The organism is Cedecea neteri NBRC 105707 = ATCC 33855 (assembly GCF_001571265.1).
In the GTDB taxonomy this organism is placed as follows: Bacteria; Pseudomonadota; Gammaproteobacteria; order Enterobacterales; family Enterobacteriaceae; genus Cedecea; species Cedecea neteri.
Genome location: NZ_BCTL01000003.1, coordinates 1 through 21005, shown reverse-complemented (window position 1 = coordinate 21005; position 21005 = coordinate 1). Strand labels below are relative to the sequence as shown.

The window sequence follows — 21005 nt, the reverse complement described above, 5'->3', positions numbered from 1 at the left end:
TTTGTTATTGGATTAGAAATCAACAGTCATAGAAAGTTTCAGCGTGCGTGGGTCACTTTGCGTAATATACGATCCGCTGTCGTCGATAGAGGCCCAGTATTTCTCGTTGGTGACATTTTCGACGTTGGCGCGCCAGGTCAGCGTCTGCTCGTTAACCTTCATGCTGTAACGCACACCAAGATCGAGCCTTGTCCAGCCGTTCAGCCTGAGGCTATTGTCGACGTTGGCGTATTGTGAGCCGGTACGGAGCAGCGTCCCCGTCGCAGTCAGGTTCTGCACCCACGGCAGATCCCACTCCCCGCCCACGGACCAGGAGTAGCGCGGTACGCCAATCGCGTCCTTACCGTCGTTTGTCCCGCCGTTAGTCTTCACCATTTCTGGCTCAAGCCACAGGGCACTTCCCAGCAGCCGCACGCCATATACCGGCTCGCCAAAAACATTCAGCTCCATACCGCGGCTGCGCTGCTCGCCATACAGGCCGTAAACATTGTTGCTGTCGATCATTCCCACCGGCTTTTTGATCTCAAACAGCGCCAGGCTGCCGCCCACGCGGCCAAAGTCCATCTTCACGCCGACCTCGTTCTGCTTCGACTGCACAACCCCGACCACGTTACCGGCATTGGTTGCTTTAGACGTTGCCGTAGGCCCAGGCTGCAGCGCTTCGATGTGGTTGGCGTAGAAAGAGACTGGCTCCCACGGCTTCACCACCAGGCCATACACCGGCGTAACCTTGAAAGCGTCAAAGCGCGATTTCTGATCTTCTACCCCCGTATAGCTGTAGTTGCGGACCCGTACTTCCTGGCGACGAGCGCCCACGGTTAACAGCACCTTATCGTCCAGCGCGGAAAGCGTATCTGAAAGCGAAACGCCGCTAGTTATGGTGCGGCTCCGCTGGGTTGGATCGTCCATATTGCTGCCAGAAGCGACGGTCGGAAAACGGCTGAGGTCGAGATAAGACGGATCGTAGATATTATTCCCGACGGCGGTCTTACCGGATGACATGGTGTAGGCCGCGCGGGTTTTACGATAAACGCCGGAATAGCCGAGGTTCACGCTGTGGCCGATAAAGCCGGTATCGAATTTCCCCCGCACGCCGCCCATGCCGGAGAAAGCGTCGGCGATGTAGCGCGTAGAAAGACGGGTCTGGCTGGTGTTGCCCTTGTTATCAACAAACTTAGGCACGCTGTAATTACCGCGCTCGTCGGTTTCGCTGGTGCCCAGCGCGCCATAAAGCGTCCAGTTGTCCTGCAGATCATACTCGCTGTGCAGGGCGGCAAAACGGCTGTTCATATCCGAATAAACCCACGGCTGCCCGTAGTTTGTACGGTTATCCGGCACGTCAGGCATCTCCGTAATCGCCCCAACGCCAACGCCGATACGCCCATTATGCACCGTCATTTTCTGATAGCCACCGTCAAAGGAAGTCCGCAGCTTATCGCCTTTGTAATCCAGCCCGACGCTTGCCAGCGACGTTCTGTCCTTCTGGCCATGAACTTCGCTTTCGCCCTCGCGGTGAAGCAGGTTAACGCGGGCACCAAACTGATCGTTATCGCCAAATCTGCGGCCGGTATCCAGCGTGCCGCCTACCTGCGAGCGCCCGGTATAATCCACGCCAAGCTGGGTATGCGGTTCACTTCCCGCACGCTTAGGCTCGATATTGATAGCCCCACCCACGCCAGATCCGCCCGGCGGCACGCCGTTTAGGAAAGCCGTGGAACCTTTAATAACCTCCACGCGCTCCGCAATAGCCGTGCTCGTTATCTGACGTGGCAGCACGCCGTAAAGTCCGCCGTATGAAATATCGTCGCCGTCGAGCAAGAAACCACGAATGCGGTAGGATTCGCCGAAGTTACCGTAGCTACGCACGGGCTGAATAGTCGCGTCATTGCGGATAATGTCGCTGATAGTATTGGCCTGCTTGTCCTCAATCATTTTGGAGGTATAACCGATGACGTTAAACGGCACGTTGCGAGCATCCTGCTCACCGAGCATGCCCAGACGGCCGCCGTTGGCCACCTGCCCTTCCAGATAAGCAGGCACCAGCTCGTTACCGCCCGCGCTGAACTGAGTCTCCGGGGTCGCAGTAACGGTAATGGTCTCTTCTTTGACTAAAGCTTTTTGCTGAGGATTTTCCTGTGGGGCAGCGGCAACAGGCATGCAGGCGGCAGCGATCAACGCCGCAATCAGGCGAGGTTTAAACCCGGCCTGATGAGAAGGTTGGTGAGGCATCGAAATTTCCTGGTAAAATAAAAACAATTAATGAGAACGATTATGATTTTGATCGTGATTATCGTTTCATCATTAAAAATTGCAAGAAAAATGCCCGGAGAGACGTTGGCCAGCATAAACGCCTGGCCACGTAAATCGATGAGAATTAAAAAGCAGCTACGCCCGGAACAAGCCTGCTTTTAGTGCCAATCACGCTTTGCGCAATAGCCAGATAAAATACGGCGCACCACACAACGTGGCTAACAACCCCGCCGGGATCTGGAACGGGAAGATAAGACTTCGGCCCAGCCAGTCGGCCACCAGCATCAGTCCGGCCCCGATGGCTATCGCCACGATAAGCTGGGGCATTGCACGGCGAAAGCCGAGCATCCTCGCCATGTGCGGTGCCATCAAGCCAACAAAACTTAGCGGCCCAACACACAGCGTTGCCGTAGCGACTAATCCGGCAGCCAGAACCAGAATGCTGATACGCGAACGGCTCAGGGCCACGCCCAGCGCCTGCGCAGCTTCGCCTCCCAGCGGCAGAATAGTCAGCCAGCGACGCACCAGCGGCGTAAGCCCTATGAGTACCAGCGCCATGCCGCCGCTCACCAAAGCCTGTTGCCCGGTGACTTTCCAGGTGGAGCCAGATAGCCACGTCAGTACCGCGCCGCTACGAGGATCTCCGCTGGCCAGATACAGCGTGAGCAGCGTGGCAAAGACGGTACTCAGCGCAACGCCGGTCAGCAGCAACCGGCCCGGTGCCAGCCCCGTTCGGGCTAAAACGAGCATCGCCAGCAGCGTGAGCGCCGCGCCTGCAAACCCTGCCGGCAGCTGCCATGCGCTGACGTCGCCGGGCACCAGAAATATCAGTAACACGATGGCGCAGGCCGCGCCTGAACTCACGCCCAACACCTCAGGACTTGCCATAGGATTACCGGTCATTTTTTGCACCAGCGTACCCGCCGCCGCGAGCATTGCGCCCGCGGCAATCGCCGACAGCACTCTCGGCCAGCGCCACTGCCACATTTCCTGTATGCCGATAAACCAGCCTGCGCTCTCCCGCCCAACGCCCAGCGCCAGTAAGGCCATCAGCGCCAAAACAACAGTAATCAGTAACGCCGTACGAGGGGAAAGCCGGCGTTCCGCAGCCGCACTGGCATCATCAGAAGCCGCCAGACGCTGATGGCGCAGGCGAGGCAATAGCCACAGCATTAAAGGCGCGCCAACCAACGCCGTCACGGCTCCGGTCGGCAACTCTTGCCAATAGCTTTCAACCCAAATAACCAGCTGATCGCTCAGCAACAGCAGCAGTGCCCCCGTCGCCATCGAAGCCAGAAGCTTAGGCAGCAGGCGCCTTACGCCAAACATCCCGGCCAGAACCGGTGCAAACAGGCCAATAAAGCCGATCACACCCACCACGCTGACCAGCATCGAACTCAGCAGCAGCGCCAGAAACAGCCCGCCAACTCTAACCAAAGCCAGCTTCATACCCAGCCCACGCAATACCGTGTCGTCCAGGGCCAGCATGCCCAGCGGACGAATCATCGAGACGATGAGCACCAGCACGGCCAGCAGCCTTGGCCAGAGAAACTCCACGCCAGCCCAGTCGTACTGGTTCAGCATCCCGCTGCTCCAGATAAACAGGTTTTGCAGGCGTTCATGGTTGAACAGCACGAGGAAACTTTTCACTGCCCCGCAATACAGTCCCAGCACAAGTCCGGCAAGGATCAGCGTGACCGGCGACATGCGTTTACCCCAAGCGGCACCCAGCACAATGCTGCCTACGGCCATTGCGCCAGCCAGCGCCGCAAGCTGTTTGCCGGTTTCCCCTGCTCCCGCCAAAAACAGCGTCGCAAGCGTCAGCCCCAGCTGCGCCCCGGCCGCGACGCCAAGGGTTGCCGGCTCGGCCAGAGGATTGCGCAAAATATGCTGAAACAGACAGCCGGCCAGCGCCAGTCCGGCACCGGTGAGCAGCGCCAGCGTTGTTCGCGGCAGCAGGCTGTAATGAAAAAGCATCTGCGAAACATCCGTGACCTGCGGCAGGGTTATCGCCTGCCACCAAAGGCCTGCGGGCAACATTTGCTGGAAGTTGTAGCCGGTCAAAAACAGCGTGAAGGCACAGAGTAAAAGCAGGATTATGCGCACAATGCCTCCGGCAGGAGCTGGCAAAAACGCAGCGCCGAAAAACTACCGCCGTAAAACCATACCGCGGGCAGCAGGTGCAACTGGCCCTCGCGCACGAAGGGCATCACCTGCCATAGCGCAGATTTGGCCACCGTTTTGACCGGATCGTCATCACCGTGCATAAAACACAGCGCCGTGACGTTCTCCAGCCTGACCAGAGTTTCAATGCCCACCACGGCACTCCCCCAGGCATTGGTTTTCCCGTCCCAGGCGTTCCGCATTCCCAGCCGCTCCAGCAGGTCGTTAAACAAACTGTTGTGGCCAAAGATCATCACCCGACGGCTATCAAGAAATGAAAACATCACCAGCGGCTTAGGCTGACCCGGCAGCTTTTCGCGGGTGGCGGCAATCTGTTGGTGAAAATGAGTCAGATGCTCCGTGGCCTGCTGCTCCCGCCCTAAAAACTGCCCGAGCCTCAACAGATCTTTTTCCAGCAGTGCCAGCGGGCGGCCAGAGGCATCATTAAAGGCCGTCGACCAGCAGGGGGCAATAGATGTTAAATCTGACTCTGCCGGACCGAAGCCTTTAGAAATCAAAAAGAGAGAAGGATTGAGACGCTGCATCAGCTCGCGGTTGGGTTCATTTCGCAGCCCAACATCGACGACGGTATCAGGCAGCTTGGGCTCCCCTACCCAGCGGTGATAATTACGCTTATCGGCAATGGCCATCGGCACGATCCCGAGCGCCAGCAACATTTCGACCGGGCGCCATTCCAGGGCAATAATACGTGCAACATCAAAGCGGCGCGCTTCAGCCTGGCAGGGAAGAACTGCCGACAGAGGCAGCAAGGAAGCAAACGCCAGCAGGCGTCGACGGCTGAGAGAAACATCCATATAAATAGCAATAGTTATCGTTCTAATTAAGTTTTACACATTATGCCGCTGCTCACCGACAACGCAATCAAAAACTCAGCCAGCGGCCCATGTCCCACCGCCGGTGGCATTAATTAAAAGACAAAGCGTTTGCGCTCATCCTGACTCAGCGTACGGGGTTCAAACTGATAATGCGTGAGCGTTATCTCCGTAGAGTTACCCTCCACATCATTAAGCTCAATCCGGTCAATCGACTTCTCGCCATACAGCGTAATGGAACGGAACAAGCCACTGAGCGTTTCCCCAAAAGGAATTAATACCAGCCGCCATTTCCCCTCTCCCTGGTCGGAAAATTCGCTGATGAAATCTTTCTCAAGCGTTTTTCGGTCGATATAGAACAACCGGCGCAACAGTTGGTTGAACTGGAACATCTGGGGGTTACTTTCCGCGGTCACGGCCTGAGGCGGCTGATTGCCCATCACCTGAATCATCCGATTTGCCCCCACAACCAGCTTCATCGGGAAAGGCTGACGCTGCTGCCACCACAGCCCTTTATGCTTAGAGACCACAATCCGCCCGCTGGAATGCAGCGGCTGCGCCATGCCTTTTATCTGGCGCTCCTGCTCGAACTGCGCCCGCATTACCGGGACGGCGGCAAATCGCTTCTGAATGTCATCCAGCGTCACCGCTCCGGCCGCCTGCGCCGCCAGCAGAAGACAAAGAAACAAACTTTTTATCACAGCAGTAACCCTATACGTTCAACCTAAATCGTTCCGTATTAGTTTACTCTGCCAGGTGGCCTGAAACCAAAAATACGCGGCCCGTTTTAACACGGGCCGTAAAGTTATTGATAGGTAACGTACAGCACGGCTGTTTTGTGCTGCGGGTCGAGGTATTGCACGCGGGTTTGCATCGTACTGTCATTATGAAGGGTTACGCCATCCAGGGCGCTGAGGGCAACGGTCTGAGTGACGGGCTTGCCTTTTTCGGTGCAGGTCATGGCGATATTGGTACTGGCAGGTGTCCACTGGCAGCCGCCTTCTACTATTTCACCTCGAAAATGGATAATGCCTGAGGATGCGGCCTGAGAAACCGGTGAAACCGCGATGCCCAGCGCCAGACAAAGCAAATACTTCTTAAAACTTGCTTTCACGTTCATTACTCCTCGATTGCTGTCGTCCCTGAAGGTTATCGGCAGAAAATCAAAGATAATTAAACAGTGATCCATGTTTTTTGTTCTTGCAATACCTCTGTCACATATATTTGTTGGCCGTCAAGGATTGCCCGATTTATGCCACTGTTGCTCAAGGTGAAAGGCTTTACCGTCACTCAATGTCACGGTGACCGTGACGCTGTCGCCGGGGTCAATATTCAAACTTAGCTGCGACAGATCAACGGCCTCATGCGCTTTAATAAACAGTTCACTGCTTTGATGGCTGGAGCTTTGCCCCGACGAGCCCGTTTTGTTTGCCACCAGCGTCATTGTGCATTGGCAATCCGCCGCCAGCGTGGCGACAGGCGTTATCGTGTATATGTTTTCCTGCTGCCGGGTATTAAACGTCAGCTGACTCGAGAGCGCGGCAAGCAATACCAGGGTATGCATACAACCTCCAAAGAAAAACAGGGCCCGGGGCCCTGTTTTCGCGATAACCAGGTCGCTTTAGTACTGAGAAGCCGTGGCGTGATTGCCGTTGCCGAACTGGGTGACGGCCACCAGAGAGCTTGATGCCGTCTGGTTAACCACAGCCCCGTTGTTGGTCCCGAACTGCTGAACATCAATCTGTGCGTTTTTACCGTTCCACTGGCTCAGGGTGGCATTGTTACCGTAGCCGTCCTGCAGCAATTTAATATCGCTGCTGTCAGAGCCCTGGCCAACTTTTGCACCATTAACCGTGCCCAACTGTTTAATTTCGGTCTTCGAATAGAAAGCATTCGACTGCAGTGCTGTGGCATTATTTCCGTTACCTTGCTGATATATTTTCAAGGTCGAGTGCTGAGCCTGTTGCGGATAGGTAGCCATTGCCCCTGCAGAAACAACCAATGCTGCTAATGCTGCCACTTTGAAAAGATTCATACTAAAACCCCCATCGTATTGATAGTTTCAGCCCAAATGTTTTGCTTATCGCTGAATAATGCGAACCGCCATTTGTGACTGGTTTTGCACAACAACTGCTGACTTCTGGGTACCGTATTGGGTAATGTTCGCTTTATTACCAGCACCTCGCTGAATAATCAGCGCTGCATTACCAAATGAATCCTGTTTTATACTCGCATCGTTGGCGACGCCCTCTTGCGAGATATAAGCAAGGTTATAACTACCTGATTGATCGATGTTTGCCCGGTTTCCCGAACCGTTCTGTACTATCTCAGATAATTGCCGCTGACCTCGCTGAGTCACCGCCGCATTATTATTACTGCCGTACTGGCCAACAATCGTTGTTTGATTAAATTGAGGATTGCTCAATTCATTAACAGCAAAATTGTATTCGGAGGAAGCAAGATCGTTACCCTGTGCCAGGCAGTAATGAGACAGCCCCATAAACAACATCGTTAAAACCCAATGTATTTTCATTTGTCACCCTGAACCTAATAATGCCGGAACATTATGACGCGTAAGGCAGTAAAATTATTCATAACGAACCAACCATAATTTGTTATTGCTCCGTTACGAAAATGAGTATGTTACGGCAGGCATTTTAAATATCTCATGCATGGGTGGTATTTTGCATTATCAAATTCACACCAAAGTATTAATACGGAATAAAATAGACCAAATCACTCGTTGCAACTACCTGATCCAGGGATCGGATAATCATTAGCACCCTTATTTAAAGTCACCTTTTATGTCACTGACTTAGCAAGACTTAGGTGATACTTAGCCAGTTTATGCAAAATCATCGTCACCAGACATAGATTTCTTAAGCGGAACGGCTAAAAACCAGGAACGCTGTTTTTAAAAATATGAATGACGTTAAACAAACAAAAACACAAAAAATAAAATACTTTAAATACAATCATTTATCTTTTGATCCGAAGAAACATTGACTGTACATGCAATTCTAAGAGTACAACTTTCGCCTTAAATCTAAATAGATAAAAAACCAAAAAGAAACATTTTAATATCTATAGTAACATTTGGTTACATAGTTAACACTTGCTTTAATATATCGAATCGCTAAATTGAAAACAGATAGTAACTCTTTCGTAAAAAATCCCTTTGCGACCGGAAATGATTATTTCGGCGATTAAAAACATTTAACATACAGCACTGTCGCGAATCTCGATATCTCAGGGAGAATTAATTTCCATTAATTCAAACGGTAGCGACAAAACCAGGTGGAGTTTCATCATGTATAATGAAGTCCATGCCCTAAAGGGCCCCACGTTATTGTTAATTACGAAACCCTCTCTTCAGGCTTCAGCTTTATTACAGCATCTCCGCGCTTCGTTAGAAATAAATGGGCGAGTTCACAACATTCAACGTCCACTGGATGACTTCGCCAGTAATGTTCTGATTTTATTTGATATGGCGGAAACAGACAAAAAGACCATTCTGTTTTGGCAGGAAAAACTCAGCCGTAAAAACAGTCAGATAAAATTATTGTTGCTCAACACGCCGGAAGAATATCCCTTCAGAGAGATCGAAAACTGGCCACATATCAACGGCGTGTTTTACTTTGCGACTGAAGAACCCAAAGTCGTTGAGGGGCTGCGCGGGGTATTGGAAGGAGAATGCTATTTCTCTCAGAAGCTTGCCAGCTATCTCATCAGCCATTCCGGGAATTATCGTTTTAATAGCACTGAGTCCTCACGCTTAACGCAGCGTGAAAAGGAAATTCTGAACAAGCTGCGCGTAGGCTCCTCCAACGTTGAAATCGCCCGCTCGCTGTTTATCAGTGAGAACACGGTCAAAACACATCTGTATAACCTGTTCAGAAAGATAGCCGTCAAAAACCGCACCCAGGCAGTGTCCTGGGCGAACGATAACCTTCGGCGATAAACACCATGAAACGCTCAGCCATTTTTGTCCTGGCGGCCTGCTGGTGCGCAATGAGCAGCGTTCACGCCGAAGAAGTCGAGATCCCTGGGCTGTTGACGGACCATACCGTCACTTCGGTGGGCCACAGTTTCTATCGCGCCTTCAGCGATAAATGGGAAAGCAATTATACCGGCAATTTAACCATCAACGAACGCCCCAGCGCCCGCTGGGGGAGCTGGATAACCATTACCGCCGGTCAGGACGTTGTTTATCAAGCATTTCTTTTCCCCACAAAACGCGATTTCGACAAAAACGTTGAAGTTGCACTGGTCCATACCGATGAGGCGCTTAAACGCAGGTTGATCGATAAGCAATTATTGAGTACCAGCGATTTAACCCACGATGAATTCTAGGAGACGATGATGCGTATTTATCATGCCGTACTGCCCGTGCTGCTATTTACGCCGCTGGCCTGGGGCGGAAATATGGTGTTCCAGTTTGTTAACCCCAATTTTGGCGGCAACCCCAATAACGGCGCCTATTTGTTAAATTCAGCCCAGGCGCAAAACTCTTATAAAGATCCCAGCTACAGCAGCGATCTCGGCATTCAAATGCCCAGTGCGCTGGATAATTTCACCCAGGCGCTGCAGTCACAGGTGCTGGGCGGCCTGTTAACCAATATCAATACCGGGAAGCCGGGGCGCATGGTCACCAATGATTTCATCGTTGATATTGCCAATACCGACGGGCAGCTTCAGCTCAACGTCACCGACCGAAAAACCGGCAAAACATCAACCATTCAGGTATCCGGCCTGCAGGCAAACTCCACGAATTTTTAGTGGCTTAAAATCATAAAACCTCTCCAAGGATCAACATTATGCAGCGCTTACTTCTGATTGTGGCGGTGTGCTTATTAAGTGGTTGTTTAACGGCCCCGCCAAAAGAGGCCGCCAAACCAACGCTATTACCGCGCGCGCAAAGCTACCTCGACCTGACGCATTTGCCCGAAGCAAAAGGGAAGCTTTATGTCTCGGTCTATAACATTCAGGATGAAACGGGCCAGTTCAAACCCTACCCTGCCAGCAACTTTTCTACCGCCGTGCCGCAAAGCGCAACGTCCATGCTGGTGACCGCGCTGAAAGATTCTCGCTGGTTCATCCCGCTTGAACGGCAGGGGCTGCAAAACTTGCTTAACGAACGCAAAATTATTCGCGCCGCACAGGAAAACGGCACCGTTGCCGATAACAACCGCGCTCCGCTGCACTCGCTGATGGCGGCCAATGTGATGATCGAAGGGTCTATCATTGGCTACGAGAGCAACGTGAAGTCAGGTGGCGCGGGCGCTCGTTACTTTGGTATTGGGGCAGACACGCAGTACCAGCTGGATCAGATTGCCGTTAACCTGCGGGTGGTGGACGTCAGCACTGGCGAAGTCCTGTCGTCAGTCAACACAAGCAAAACGATTCTGTCATACGAAGTGCAGGCTGGGGTCTTCCGGTTTATTGATTACCAGCGCCTGCTGGAAGGTGAAATAGGCTATACCAGCAACGAGCCGGTCATGCTATGCCTGATGTCCGCCATTGAAACCGGCGTTATCTATCTGGTTAATGATGGCATCGACCGTGGGCTGTGGGACCTGCAAAACCCCGCTGATATTAACAACCCGGTGCTGGTGAAGTATAAAGAGCTCTCTACTCCGCCGGCCTCCTGATGGCCGGTTTCGTTGAATAAAAAAACCAGCTTTCGCTGGTTTTTTTATTCGCTAAGCAATGAGCCTGTTTTAGGTTTTAGCTTCTCTCGCCTTGCGGCAAGCCACAGCCCGCTGTTTTTCATGGCAAAGCCAAACACCAGACCTAAAAGCAGCGAAGGCACAACGTTGTGCCACTCGCCCTGGTTGGCAAACGTTGCACAGGCCCCGATAAACGTCCCAGGTACAAACGACAGCAGAATATGGCGCGCCTGGATACACATCAGGAAGGCCACCACGCCGGTCATGATATAGCCCAGGATTTCAGCATGCGGCGCCAGCGCGCTGCCGTGAATAATCACCAGCGCCCAAAGCACGCCGCTGCACAGGGTACACAGAGAAATAAAAAGCCCCTTCATACCGCCCTGCGGACAGGCAAAATAGGCGGTACAGCCGAGGAAACCGGCCCAGCCTAACAGGCCGAGACTCACCGCAACCCAGCCCCAAAGGCCAGAGAGAATACCGGTGGTAATTGCAAGTGGAATAAGTGTCTTCATGGCGCCGTATCATAGCAGAGGCTTAGCCCCTCACTACGATCTGGCGCACATTTTTTGTAAATCAGAAATCAGCGTTGCATTTTAATTGTGATTTAAATCACAATTATTCCTCTTCTGATTCCTGTAACTCATCGCGCATGGCCTGCAGCGCCTCACGGCTGATCGCCGCCAAAGTACGGTAGAATGCCGTTGTCGCATGGGCTTCAACTTTGCCAAGGAAAGTCCCGCACCACGGCATCAGATAGTCATCAAACAGCGTCACCTGCGCTTCAAATTCATCTTCCTGAGACTGATCTTCAAGCCACGAGGCCGCCAGTAATAGCGTTCCAAAATGATCGGCCGGCGACTCGCCCAGCGGCATGCCACGCTGCTTCAGGAACTGACGCACTTCGCCTTCATCACTGCCCTCTTCCCAGGCGGAACGGAACGGCGGCACGCTGCACTTTTCCCCGACAAACAGCGCATTAAAGTCGGCCGCCAGTAGCTGCGGATCGCAGCTGTTTTGCAGTCGGCCCAACAGTTCATCCTGCTCCAGTGGCCAGCTTGCCGCCAGCTTCCCTTCACGGATCAGCGTAAAAAGAGGCACCAGCAGGGGATCCTGCGGCTGGCGATAAAATAACGATCCGAGTACGCGGCAAATAATTGAAAACTCATTCATGACTGGCTCTATCCATTACGGGTGTTAATTACAGTGTGGCAAATTCAGCAATTGGCGCCATCCCACGAGCTTCCAGGAAGCCCAGCAGGCGCTGCGGAGAAACGTTAAGGATCCGCTCTTCCGGGAAATTGATTTCATCAAGAATTTTACGGCATTCGGTAAAGTCCCCCAGCGTAAAAGCAGTGTGGGAGTCAGATCCTAACGCCAGCCAGCCACCGGCATCGCGCACGGCTTCGGCAATGGCGCGGCAGTTCGGGCCGCTACCAATGCGGGAGTGGGTAAACGAAGAGTTGTTCAGCTCAAGCGCGACATTGTACTTCGCCGCCGCCGCCGCAACCGCCGGAATATCGATTTCGAATTTAGGGTTACCCGGATGGCTGATGATATGGACGTCACCGTTTGCCATCGTCGCGATCATCGCTTCGGTGTGGGTGGCTTTATCTTTTGGCGGGAACACTGGCTCATGGAAGCCCGCGATAATTAAATCCAGCGCGTCCAGCATCGGGCCGGTGCAGTCGATTTCCCCGGCGGTGTTTTTAATGTTCGACTCAATACCGCGCAAAATACCGACGCCATCGACCAGCCGTGGCCAGATACGCATATTAATAAAGTGCCAGTAATGCGGCGCATCCGCCATATCCGGACCGTGGTCGGTAATAGCGAACAGCTTGATACCTTTGGCTTTAGCAACGGCAATATAGTCGTGGAGGGTACTGTAGGCGTGGGTGCTGGCAACGGTATGCATATGCAGGTCAACGGGATACATGGCTTTCTCCTTTTCTATTTTGACTTAAGGATACCAGCAATCCATGACAATTTTTAGCCTGCTTCTGGAAGGTTATCAGCCCGACCAAAGCCGGGCTTTATGCTTAATAACCGTGCTGCAGTGATACTTCGCCGGAGACGGCTTCACCGTTTTCCAGTTGAGTAATCGTTTTTGCAATATAGGTAATCGCCTCATCAGGACGAGTTACCGCTGCAACATGCGGCGTAATCGCAACGCGGGGATGCGCCCATAGCAGGTTATTTTCCGGCAGCGGCTCTTTAGAGAAGACATCCAGCATTGCGCCTTTGAGCTGCCCGGTATCCAGCGCCGCAAGCAGATCGGCCTCGACCAGGTGAACGCCGCGCGCGAGATTTATCACGTAAGCATCTTTAGCCAGTTGGCTCAACAATTCACGATTGATGATGCCGACGGTTTGCGGCGTATTAGGCAGCAAGTTGATCAACACGCGGGTTCCGCCTAAGAAGGCAGGCAGCGCTTCAGCACCGGCAAAACTCTCTACGCCAGGGAAATCTTTCTTGCTGCGGCTCCAGCAGCGAACCGGGAAGCCCCAGGCCACAAGACTTTCCGCCACTTTCCCACCCAGCACGCCAGCGCCAAGGATCCCGATAGTGAAATCCTCACGACGATAATCGTCCAGTGGCTGCCATTGCCCCTGCTGTTTTTGTCTTTGGTAATCGTCAAAACGTCGGAACCAGTGCAGCACCTGGCTGACCGCATATTCCTGCATCTGCAGCCCCATCCCCGTGTCTTCGAGGCGGAACAGCGGCACGCCGTCGGGCAGCATGTCAGGATGAGCCTGAAGTTTACTGAGAATAGCGTCAACTCCTGCCCCCAGCGCAAATACGCCTTTAAGCCCTTTGCGGCCGCTAAGCATTTCCACTGGAGGATGCCAGACAAGGGCATAATCTGCGGGCTGCTGGTCCCCCTGCTTCCATTGGCGAACGCGCGCGCCAGGTAAAGCCTGCTGAAGGCGATTCAGCCAGTACTCGGTGTCAAAAGTGGGGTGATGAAAAATAATGTCCATACTGCCTCCTTTTTTTCTTAGGCTTACGCGAATTGGGATGCCATGCAAGCCCTAATGCAATAAAAAGCAGCATCTTGTGATGGTTTAAGAATCAAGTTGGATGAAGTTTGGCTAAACGCACCAAAAACATGAAATTAGCATTGACGGCGAAGGCCATTTTCCCTAAATTAGCGCCCGTTCCAGCAGCGCTGGAGCGACAATATGGTGAGGTGTCCGAGTGGCTGAAGGAGCACGCCTGGAAAGTGTGTATACGGCAACGTATCGAGGGTTCGAATCCCTCCCTCACCGCCATATTTAAAGAAGAGCTCGCATGCAAATGCGGGCTTTTTTTTCGCATATACATCGCCTTCTCACCTCTATCTCCTCTATCTCCTCGCCCTATTAACCTTGTTATTTACCAGCCTACTTTTAATCATTTCAGCAGACAAACCATTATTAAATTAAAGGTTAATGGCTCTGTATTCCCCTTTAGCATTGCTCGCCAAAAAATTACCTCGATTAAAAACAGCCAGTTATAAACAAACTAAAAAAAATCTTTCCAACACTTCATTGCGACGTATAATTAACACAAATGAGAACGATCACTCTCATAAATTAAAATACGGAGTCAGCAATGAGCAGCAAGCTTGAAGCCCGGCACAAAGCCCGCCAAAACGACATTATTGCCGCCGCCAGGCGCTGCTTCACCAGCAGCGGTTTTCACTCGGCCAGCATGTCGCAAATTGCCACGGAGGCACAGTTAAGCGTCGGGCAAATTTATCGCTACTTCAGCAATAAAGACGCCATCATTGAAGCGATTATTCACCGTATTATCGATAAACGTATAGCCGACATGTCGGATAAGAGTCCGACGGATATTATTCCTAATCTTCTCGCCAGCCGAATTAGCCTCAATGAAGAAGATGACACTTTAATGCTTGAGATCTCGGCCGAAGCCACGCGCAACCCGCAGGTAGCCGCCTGGCTTAAAGAAGCCGATGAACGTATTTTCAAAACCGCTTGTTTACACCTTAAAAAAGATCACCCGCATTTAACCGAAGAGCGCGTGCGCTGCAGCGTTGAAGTCACGGCTGTGATGATGGAGGGCACGATTTATCGCCGCCTAACGTCGCAGAAAGTTGAACCCCAGGCCATGGAAAAAGTGTATCGCGAAATCATTAATATGCTGATTGGCATTAACTAGTTTTATTTAAACCAACACCAGGGGAATAACACCGCCCCTAACTTTATTTTTTCCGAATATTCGGAGAGAGACGAGTGCCTGAAACTTTATTCCTTGCGCAATTGCGAGGCGGACATCCTTCACCCTGAGAAAAGAGATGAAATATATTCAAACATCTGTAGTCACATTATTTCTCCTGAGCGGATGTAATAATGAAGATATATCGGCACCGGCACTTCCCTTCCCGGAAGTGGGGATTACGACATTGGCCAGCCAGCCTGTTTCCGTTATTAGCGAGCTTACCGGGCGAACCGCGGCCGCAATGAGCGCAGAGGTTCGCCCGCAGGTCACCGGCATTATCCAGAAGCGGCTGTTTAATGAAGGGGATAACGTTAAAGCTGGCCAGCCGCTTTACCAGATTGATCCTGCCAGCTTCCAGGCCGCTTACAACGAAGCCGCCGCCTCACTAAAACAGGCACAGGCGTTGGTTGTTGCCGATTGCCAGAAAGCCCGGCGCTATGGGCAATTAGTGAAAGAAAACGGCGTCTCCCGACAGGATGCTGACGATGCGCAGTCCGCATGTAATCAGGACAAGGCCAGCGTGGAATCGAAAAAAGCCACGCTGGAAAGTGCGCGAATCAACCTCAACTGGACAACGGTCACTTCCCCCATCGCCGGGCGAATCGGGATATCCTCCGTTACGCCAGGTGCGCTGGTCTCGGCTGAGCAGGAAAGCGCCCTGGCCACCGTTCGCGGGCTAGACACCATTTACGTGGATCTCACCCGCTCCAGCGTGGATTTGCTGCGTCTGCGCAAGCAAACGCTGGCGACAAACGCCAACACACTGAGCGTCTCTTTGCTGCTAGAAGATGGCAGCACCTACGCGCAAAAAGGTCGCCTTGCACTGACGGAAGTTGCCGTGGATGAATCAACCGGTTCCGTCACCCTGCGGGCCGCTTTCGCCAACCCTCAGCAGCAGCTTCTGCCCGGCATGTTTGTCCGTGCCCGGGTTGATGAAGGCATCATGAATAACGCAATCCTTGCCCCGCAGCAGGGCATTACCCGCGATGCCAAAGGCAATGCCACCGCGCTGGTTGTTGATGCGGAAAATAAAGTCGAGCAGCGGACGCTGGAAACTGGCTCTACCTACGGTGATAAATGGCTAGTGCTCAGCGGGCTGAACAACGGCGACAGGCTAATCGTTGAAGGCACCGGCAAAGTGAGCGCCGGGCAACAGGTCAAGCCCGTTGAAATAACCCAAGACGGAGGTAAAGCCTGATGTTCTCCACCTTCTTCGTCCGTCGTCCGGTTTTTGCCTGGGTTATTGCGATTCTCATTATGCTGGCCGGGATGCTGGCTATTCGCACCCTGCCGGTCGCCCAGTATCCCGATGTGGCCCCTCCCGCCATTAAAATTTCCGCCACCTACACCGGCGCCTCGGCTGAAACGCTGGAAAACAGCGTGACTCAGGTCATAGAACAACAGCTGACCGGGCTGGATAACCTGCTCTATTTCAGCTCCACCAGCAGCTCGGACGGCTCCGTTAGTATTACCGTCACCTTTGAACAGGGCACCGATCCCGATACTGCCCAGGTTCAGGTGCAAAACAAAGTGCAGCAGGCCGAGTCCCGCCTGCCAAGCGAAGTGCAGCAATCCGGCGTGACGGTAGTGAAGTCCCAAAGCAGCTTCCTGATGATCATGGGCGTTTACGACGAGCAGGATAAAGCCAACAGTTCGGATATCGCCGACTGGCTGGTCAGCAACGTTCAGGATCCTATGGCCCGCCTGACCGGCGTCGGCAGCCTGCAGGTGTTCGGCGCCGAATATGCCATGCGTATCTGGATGGATCCGGCAAAGCTGGCTTCTTATTCCCTGATGCCTTCGGATATTCAAACGGCGATTGAAGCGCAGAACGTTCAGGTTTCCGCCGGGAAAATTGGGGCGCTTCCCTCTCCGGACACCCAGCAGCTCACCGCCACGGTTCGCGCTCAGTCGCGGCTGCAAACCGTCGAGCAGTTCAAAAATATTATTGTGAAGAGCGAGTCCAACGGCGCAGTCGTACGCATTTCCGATGTCGCACGGGTTGAAATGGGCAGCGAGGATTACACCTCCATCGCCAAACTGAACGGCCGCCCGGCAGCAGGGATTGCGGTGATGCTTGCGCCCGGCGCAAACGCCCTGGACACGACTACGCGCGTGAAAGAGAAAATCGCCGAGTTTGAGCGCAGCATGCCGGAGGGCTACAAAATTGCCTTCCCTAAAGACAGCACTGAATTCATTAAAATCTCCATTGAGGATGTGATTCAAACGCTGTTTGAGGCCATTCTGCTGGTGGTCTTCGTGATGTACCTCTTTTTGCAGAACGTTCGCGCCACGCTGATCCCTGCGCTGGCGGTACCGGTCGTCTTGCTGGGGACTTTCGGCGTGCTGGCCCTGTTCGGATACTCCATTAACACGCTGACGCTGTTTGCCATGGTGCTTGCTATCGGCCTGCTGGTGGACGACGCCATCGTGGTGGTGGAAAACGTTGAACGCATCATGCGTGATGAAGGGCTCCCGGCGCGCGAGGCCACAGAAAAATCCATGGGTGAAATCTCCGGTGCCCTGATAGCCATTGCCTTAGTGCTGTCCGCCGTCTTTCTGCCAATGGCGTTTTTTGGCGGCTCCACGGGCGTGATTTACCGCCAGTTCTCGGTGACCATCATTTCTGCGATGGTCCTGTCGGTGATTGTTGCCCTGACGCTTACTCCGGCGCTTTGCGGTAGCGTCTTGCAGCACACCACATCGCACAAACGCGGCTTTTTCGCTGGTTTTAACCGCCTGTACCGCACCACCGAGCGCAGCTATAAACGCCGTGTGATCGACACTCTCCGTCACTATGTCACCGTCATGCTGGCTTATGTTGCCATCTGCGGCGCAATGGGGCTGGTGATGTGGAAACTGCCGGGCAGCTTCCTGCCCGTCGAGGATCAGGGTCAGATCATGGTGCAGTGGACCTTGCCGCCGGGTGCAACGGCCGTGCGCACGGCGGAAATCAACCGCAGCGTCACCGACTGGTTCCTGACCAAAGAAAAAGCCAATACCAACGTCATTTTTACCGTTGATGGCTTTAGCTTCAGCGGTAACGGGCAAAACACCGGCATGGCTTTCGTGTCGCTAAAAAACTGGTCCGAGCGTGAAGGTGAAGAGAATACGGCCCAGGCTATCGCCCTGCGAGCCACGAAAGAGCTCAATACCCTGCGGGATGCCTCGCTGTTTGCCATGATCCCGCCGTCCGTCGACGGGCTGGGCAGGAGCAATGGTTTTACCTTCGAGCTGCTTGCCAATGGCGGAACCGACCGTGACGCGCTGTTTACCCTGCGCAACCAGCTTATTGCCAAAGCGAATCAGGACCCGGGTCTGCAGGCCGTCCGCGCCAACGATCTGCCGCAAATGCCGCAGCTTCAGGTGGATATCGACAGCAATAAAGCCGTCTCGCTTGGACTTTCGTTGAGTGAGGTTTCCTCTACGCTTTCCAGCGCATGGGGCGGTACCTACGTGAATGATTTTATCGATCGCGGCCGGGTGAAAAAGGTCTACATCCAGGGCGAAAGCGATACCCGCGCGACCCCTTCCGACCTGGGAAAATGGTTTGTGCGCAGTGAAAACCAAAGCATGACGCCTTTCTCCGCGTTCGCCACAACCCGCTGGCAGTATGGCCCGGAAAACCTGGTGCGCTACAACGGCTCGGTAGCCTTCGAAATTCAGGGGGAAAACGCCGCCGGGTACAGCTCCGGCGTGGCAATGGAAAAAATGGAGGCGCTGGCCAACAGCCTGCCAGCCGGTACAAGCTGGGCATGGAGCGGCCTCTCCCTGCAGGAAAAATTGGCCAGCGGTCAGGCACTCAGCCTGTATGCGGTGTCTATCCTGGTGGTGTTCCTGTGCCTCGCCGCGCTGTATGAAAGCTGGTCCGTGCCGCTGTCGGTGATTCTGGTGATTCCTTTGGGGCTCCTTGGCGCCGCGCTTGCCGCGTGGATGCGTGACTTAAGTAACGACATTTATTTCCAGGTTGCGCTGCTTACCACGATTGGATTGTCGTCTAAAAACGCCATTTTGATTGTGGAATACGCCGAAGCTGCCGTAAATGAGGGATATTCACTTTCTCATGCAGCGCTTCGTGCAGCGCTGACGCGCCTGCGTCCCATTATCATGACGTCGCTGGCGTTTGTCGCCGGGGTCACGCCGCTGGCCGTCGCCACCGGGGCGGGCGCAAACAGCCGTATCGCCATCGGGACAGGGATTGTGGGCGGCACGCTGACCGCTACCCTGCTCGCGATTTTCTTTGTTCCTCTCTTCTTTGTGCTGGTGAAACGCCTGTTCGCCGGTCAACGTCGTGCGAAGGGGTAAACCATGATTCGTCTCTCCATTATCCTGCTGGCGCTGCTCAGCACCGGCTGTGTTTCGCTGGATCCTGATTATGAGCGCCCTACGGCCCCTATTCCAGCCACGCTGCCGGGCACCAATGGTGAATCCCGCGCGGTGGTGGGCCACTGGCAGCAGGTGGTTAAAGATACCCGCCTGCAACAGGTGGTGGGCATGGGGCTTAACAGCAATCGCGATGTGCAAAAAGCGATTGCCGATATTGAGGCCGCCAGAGCCCAGTATGGCGTTCAGCGTGCGTCACTGTTTCCCACGCTCAATGCGGAGTTAAGCTCCACGCGCAGCCGCACCACAGAAAGTGGGCTGACTTCCAGCGCACAGGCCGACGGCACAGTGACCAGCTTTGAGCTTGATTTATTTGGCCGCAACCAAAGCCTTTCCCGGGCGGCAAGAGAAACCTGGCTTGCCAGCGAATTTACCGCACAAAACACTCGTCTGACGCTGGTGGCCGAGTTAACGACGGCGTGGATCACGTTAGCTGCCGATAGCAGCAGTCTTGAGCTGGCAAAGCGGACGATGTCCAGCGCGGAAGGATCGCTGAAGATAGTGCAAAGGCAGCAGCAAATTGGTACCGCAGCCGCAACGGATGTTTCATCGGCCCGCAGCGTTTACCAGCAGGCGCGAGCCAGCGTCGCTAATTACCAAACGCTGGTGATGCAGGATAAGAACGCCATCAATCTGCTGGCGGGCGGCAGCGTGCCGCAGTCATTACTGCCCGGTACGCTGGAAAGTCTGAATGAAAACACCATCACGTTAGTGCCTGCGGGGGTCTCTTCATCCGTGCTGCTTGCGAGGCCGGATATTCAGGAAGCAGAGCACAACCTGAAGGTGGCCTACGCCAACATCGGTGCGGCCCGGGCCAGCTTCTTCCCCTCAATCTCGCTAACCGCCAGCGCAGGAGTGGGCAGCGACTCACTCTCCTCGCTGTTTAACCACGGGATGCAGGTTTGGTCATTTTCACCGTCCATCTCGCTGCCGCTGTTTACCGGCGGCAGTAATCTGTCGCAGCTGCGCTATGCCGAAGCAGAGAAGAAGGGGCTGATCGCGAGTTACGAAAAAACGATCCAGAGCGCGTTTAAAGACGTTTCGGATGCTTTAGCTCGTCGCTCAACGTTAAACGAAGAGCTGGATGCCCAGCGTCAGTATGTGGCAGCCGAGCAGCAAACCTTTGATCTGGCGATGAAACGCTACCAGGCAGGCATCGGCGATTATCTGACGGCCTTAACGGCGCAACGCACGCTGTGGAGCGCACGCCAGTCGCTTATCTCACTACAACAAACGGAACTGGAGAACCGCATTACGCTCTGGCAATCGCTGGGAGGCAACGCCAGTTAGCACGACGCTTGACCCTCTCCCGCCCAAAGGGATTTGCCGGGCGGGAGCTTTTTCTGATGAATTTGCCTTAAAACCGCCCTAACCGCTCAGACCTTAACCGAACGCAGCATAATCCATAAATTAGGCTTGACCGAATCGGGCTGACTCCCTATAGTAGCGCCCCGTTGCCCACCTAAGGTGTGCAGCAAAA

Annotated in this window: 20 protein-coding genes and 1 tRNA gene; 9 read left to right on the top strand and 12 right to left on the bottom strand. The window is 53.7% G+C overall.

Features of this window, described 5'->3' with window-relative positions; genetic code table 11:
* Positions 1–12: 12 nt before the first annotated feature.
* The 8 genes from CNE01S_RS01390 to csgB form a co-directional block, all read right to left on the bottom strand.
* Complete coding sequence (locus CNE01S_RS01390; protein WP_061272538.1) at positions 13–2229, bottom strand: TonB-dependent receptor; 2217 nt, start codon at positions 2227–2229, stop codon at positions 13–15.
* 189 nt (positions 2230–2418) lie between these two features.
* Entirely contained in the window at positions 2419–4356 is a 1938-nt protein-coding gene (gene fhuB / locus CNE01S_RS01385; protein WP_082763178.1) for a Fe(3+)-hydroxamate ABC transporter permease FhuB, read from the bottom strand.
* A complete protein-coding gene (gene fhuD, locus CNE01S_RS01380; protein WP_061272534.1) occupies positions 4347–5228 on the bottom strand; it encodes a Fe(3+)-hydroxamate ABC transporter substrate-binding protein FhuD in 882 nt (293 codons plus the stop codon). The genes fhuB and fhuD overlap by 10 nt, the downstream gene beginning before the upstream one ends.
* Positions 5229–5341: 113 nt before the next feature.
* Entirely contained in the window at positions 5342–5947 is a 606-nt protein-coding gene (locus tag CNE01S_RS01375) for an outer membrane lipoprotein carrier protein LolA (protein ID WP_061272532.1), read from the bottom strand.
* Positions 5948–6051: 104 nt separating this feature from the next.
* Positions 6052–6366 carry a YmdA family protein gene (locus CNE01S_RS01370; RefSeq protein WP_255212409.1) on the bottom strand — a complete coding sequence of 105 codons (315 nt, stop codon included), beginning with the start codon at positions 6364–6366 and terminating at the stop codon, positions 6052–6054.
* A 114-nt stretch (positions 6367–6480) separates the two neighbouring features.
* The gene (gene csgC / locus CNE01S_RS01365; RefSeq protein ID WP_061272530.1) at positions 6481–6810 is read right to left on the bottom strand and encodes a curli assembly chaperone CsgC; all 330 of its coding nucleotides are present in this window, start codon (positions 6808–6810) and stop codon (positions 6481–6483) included.
* 57 nt (positions 6811–6867) lie between these two features.
* Positions 6868–7281, bottom strand: coding sequence for a curli major subunit CsgA (gene csgA / locus CNE01S_RS01360; RefSeq protein WP_061272528.1), 414 nt, complete (start codon positions 7279–7281; stop codon positions 6868–6870).
* A gap of 45 nt (positions 7282–7326) precedes the next feature.
* Positions 7327–7779 (bottom strand): curli minor subunit CsgB, encoded by a 453-nt coding sequence (gene csgB / locus CNE01S_RS01355; protein ID WP_061272526.1) that lies wholly within the window; start codon positions 7777–7779, stop codon positions 7327–7329.
* Positions 7780–8556: 777 nt separating this feature from the next.
* On the opposite strand from csgB, the gene csgD reads away from it, so the two are divergent.
* The 4 genes from csgD to csgG are packed head-to-tail and all read left to right on the top strand — an operon-like array spanning position 8557 to position 10897.
* Entirely contained in the window at positions 8557–9207 is a 651-nt protein-coding gene (csgD, locus tag CNE01S_RS01350; RefSeq protein WP_061272524.1) for a biofilm master transcriptional regulator CsgD, read from the top strand.
* Positions 9208–9212: 5 nt separating this feature from the next.
* Complete coding sequence (gene csgE, locus CNE01S_RS01345; RefSeq protein WP_061272521.1) at positions 9213–9599, top strand: curli production assembly/transport protein CsgE; 387 nt, start codon at positions 9213–9215, stop codon at positions 9597–9599.
* A 9-nt stretch (positions 9600–9608) separates the two neighbouring features.
* Positions 9609–10025: a curli production assembly/transport protein CsgF gene (gene csgF / locus CNE01S_RS01340; RefSeq protein WP_008453564.1), complete on the top strand. Its 417-nt coding sequence runs from the start codon at positions 9609–9611 to the stop codon at positions 10023–10025.
* Between the two features lie 38 nt (positions 10026–10063).
* Positions 10064–10897, top strand: a complete 834-nt coding sequence (csgG, locus tag CNE01S_RS01335; protein ID WP_061272519.1) for a curli production assembly/transport protein CsgG — start codon at positions 10064–10066, stop codon at positions 10895–10897.
* Positions 10898–10941: 44 nt separating this feature from the next.
* Here the strand turns inward: csgG and CNE01S_RS01330 are convergent, their stop codons facing one another.
* The 4 genes from CNE01S_RS01330 to ghrA form a co-directional block, all read right to left on the bottom strand.
* Positions 10942–11430 carry a DUF1097 domain-containing protein gene (locus CNE01S_RS01330; RefSeq protein WP_061272517.1) on the bottom strand — a complete coding sequence of 163 codons (489 nt, stop codon included), beginning with the start codon at positions 11428–11430 and terminating at the stop codon, positions 10942–10944.
* Between the two features lie 103 nt (positions 11431–11533).
* Complete coding sequence (locus tag CNE01S_RS01325) at positions 11534–12088, bottom strand: TorD/DmsD family molecular chaperone (RefSeq protein ID WP_061272515.1); 555 nt, start codon at positions 12086–12088, stop codon at positions 11534–11536.
* Between the two features lie 28 nt (positions 12089–12116).
* Positions 12117–12854: a phosphatase gene (locus CNE01S_RS01320; protein ID WP_008453572.1), complete on the bottom strand. Its 738-nt coding sequence runs from the start codon at positions 12852–12854 to the stop codon at positions 12117–12119.
* 103 nt (positions 12855–12957) lie between these two features.
* Positions 12958–13899, bottom strand: a complete 942-nt coding sequence (ghrA, locus tag CNE01S_RS01315) for a glyoxylate/hydroxypyruvate reductase GhrA (RefSeq protein ID WP_061272513.1) — start codon at positions 13897–13899, stop codon at positions 12958–12960.
* 203 nt (positions 13900–14102) lie between these two features.
* Between ghrA and CNE01S_RS01310 the strand changes: the two genes are divergently transcribed.
* The 5 genes from CNE01S_RS01310 (at position 14103) to CNE01S_RS01290 (ending at position 20815) form a co-directional block, all read left to right on the top strand.
* Positions 14103–14190 (top strand) — tRNA-Ser (locus CNE01S_RS01310).
* Between the two features lie 322 nt (positions 14191–14512).
* Entirely contained in the window at positions 14513–15082 is a 570-nt protein-coding gene (locus tag CNE01S_RS01305) for a TetR/AcrR family transcriptional regulator (RefSeq protein WP_061272510.1), read from the top strand.
* Positions 15083–15218: 136 nt separating this feature from the next.
* The gene (locus CNE01S_RS01300) at positions 15219–16340 is read left to right on the top strand and encodes an efflux RND transporter periplasmic adaptor subunit (RefSeq protein ID WP_061272508.1); all 1122 of its coding nucleotides are present in this window, start codon (positions 15219–15221) and stop codon (positions 16338–16340) included.
* A complete protein-coding gene (locus tag CNE01S_RS01295; RefSeq protein ID WP_061272506.1) occupies positions 16340–19447 on the top strand; it encodes an efflux RND transporter permease subunit in 3108 nt (1035 codons plus the stop codon). Before CNE01S_RS01300 ends, CNE01S_RS01295 begins: the two co-directional genes overlap by 1 nt.
* A gap of 3 nt (positions 19448–19450) precedes the next feature.
* Positions 19451–20815 (top strand): efflux transporter outer membrane subunit, encoded by a 1365-nt coding sequence (locus tag CNE01S_RS01290; RefSeq protein ID WP_061272503.1) that lies wholly within the window; start codon positions 19451–19453, stop codon positions 20813–20815.
* Positions 20816–21005: the final 190 nt, after the last annotated feature.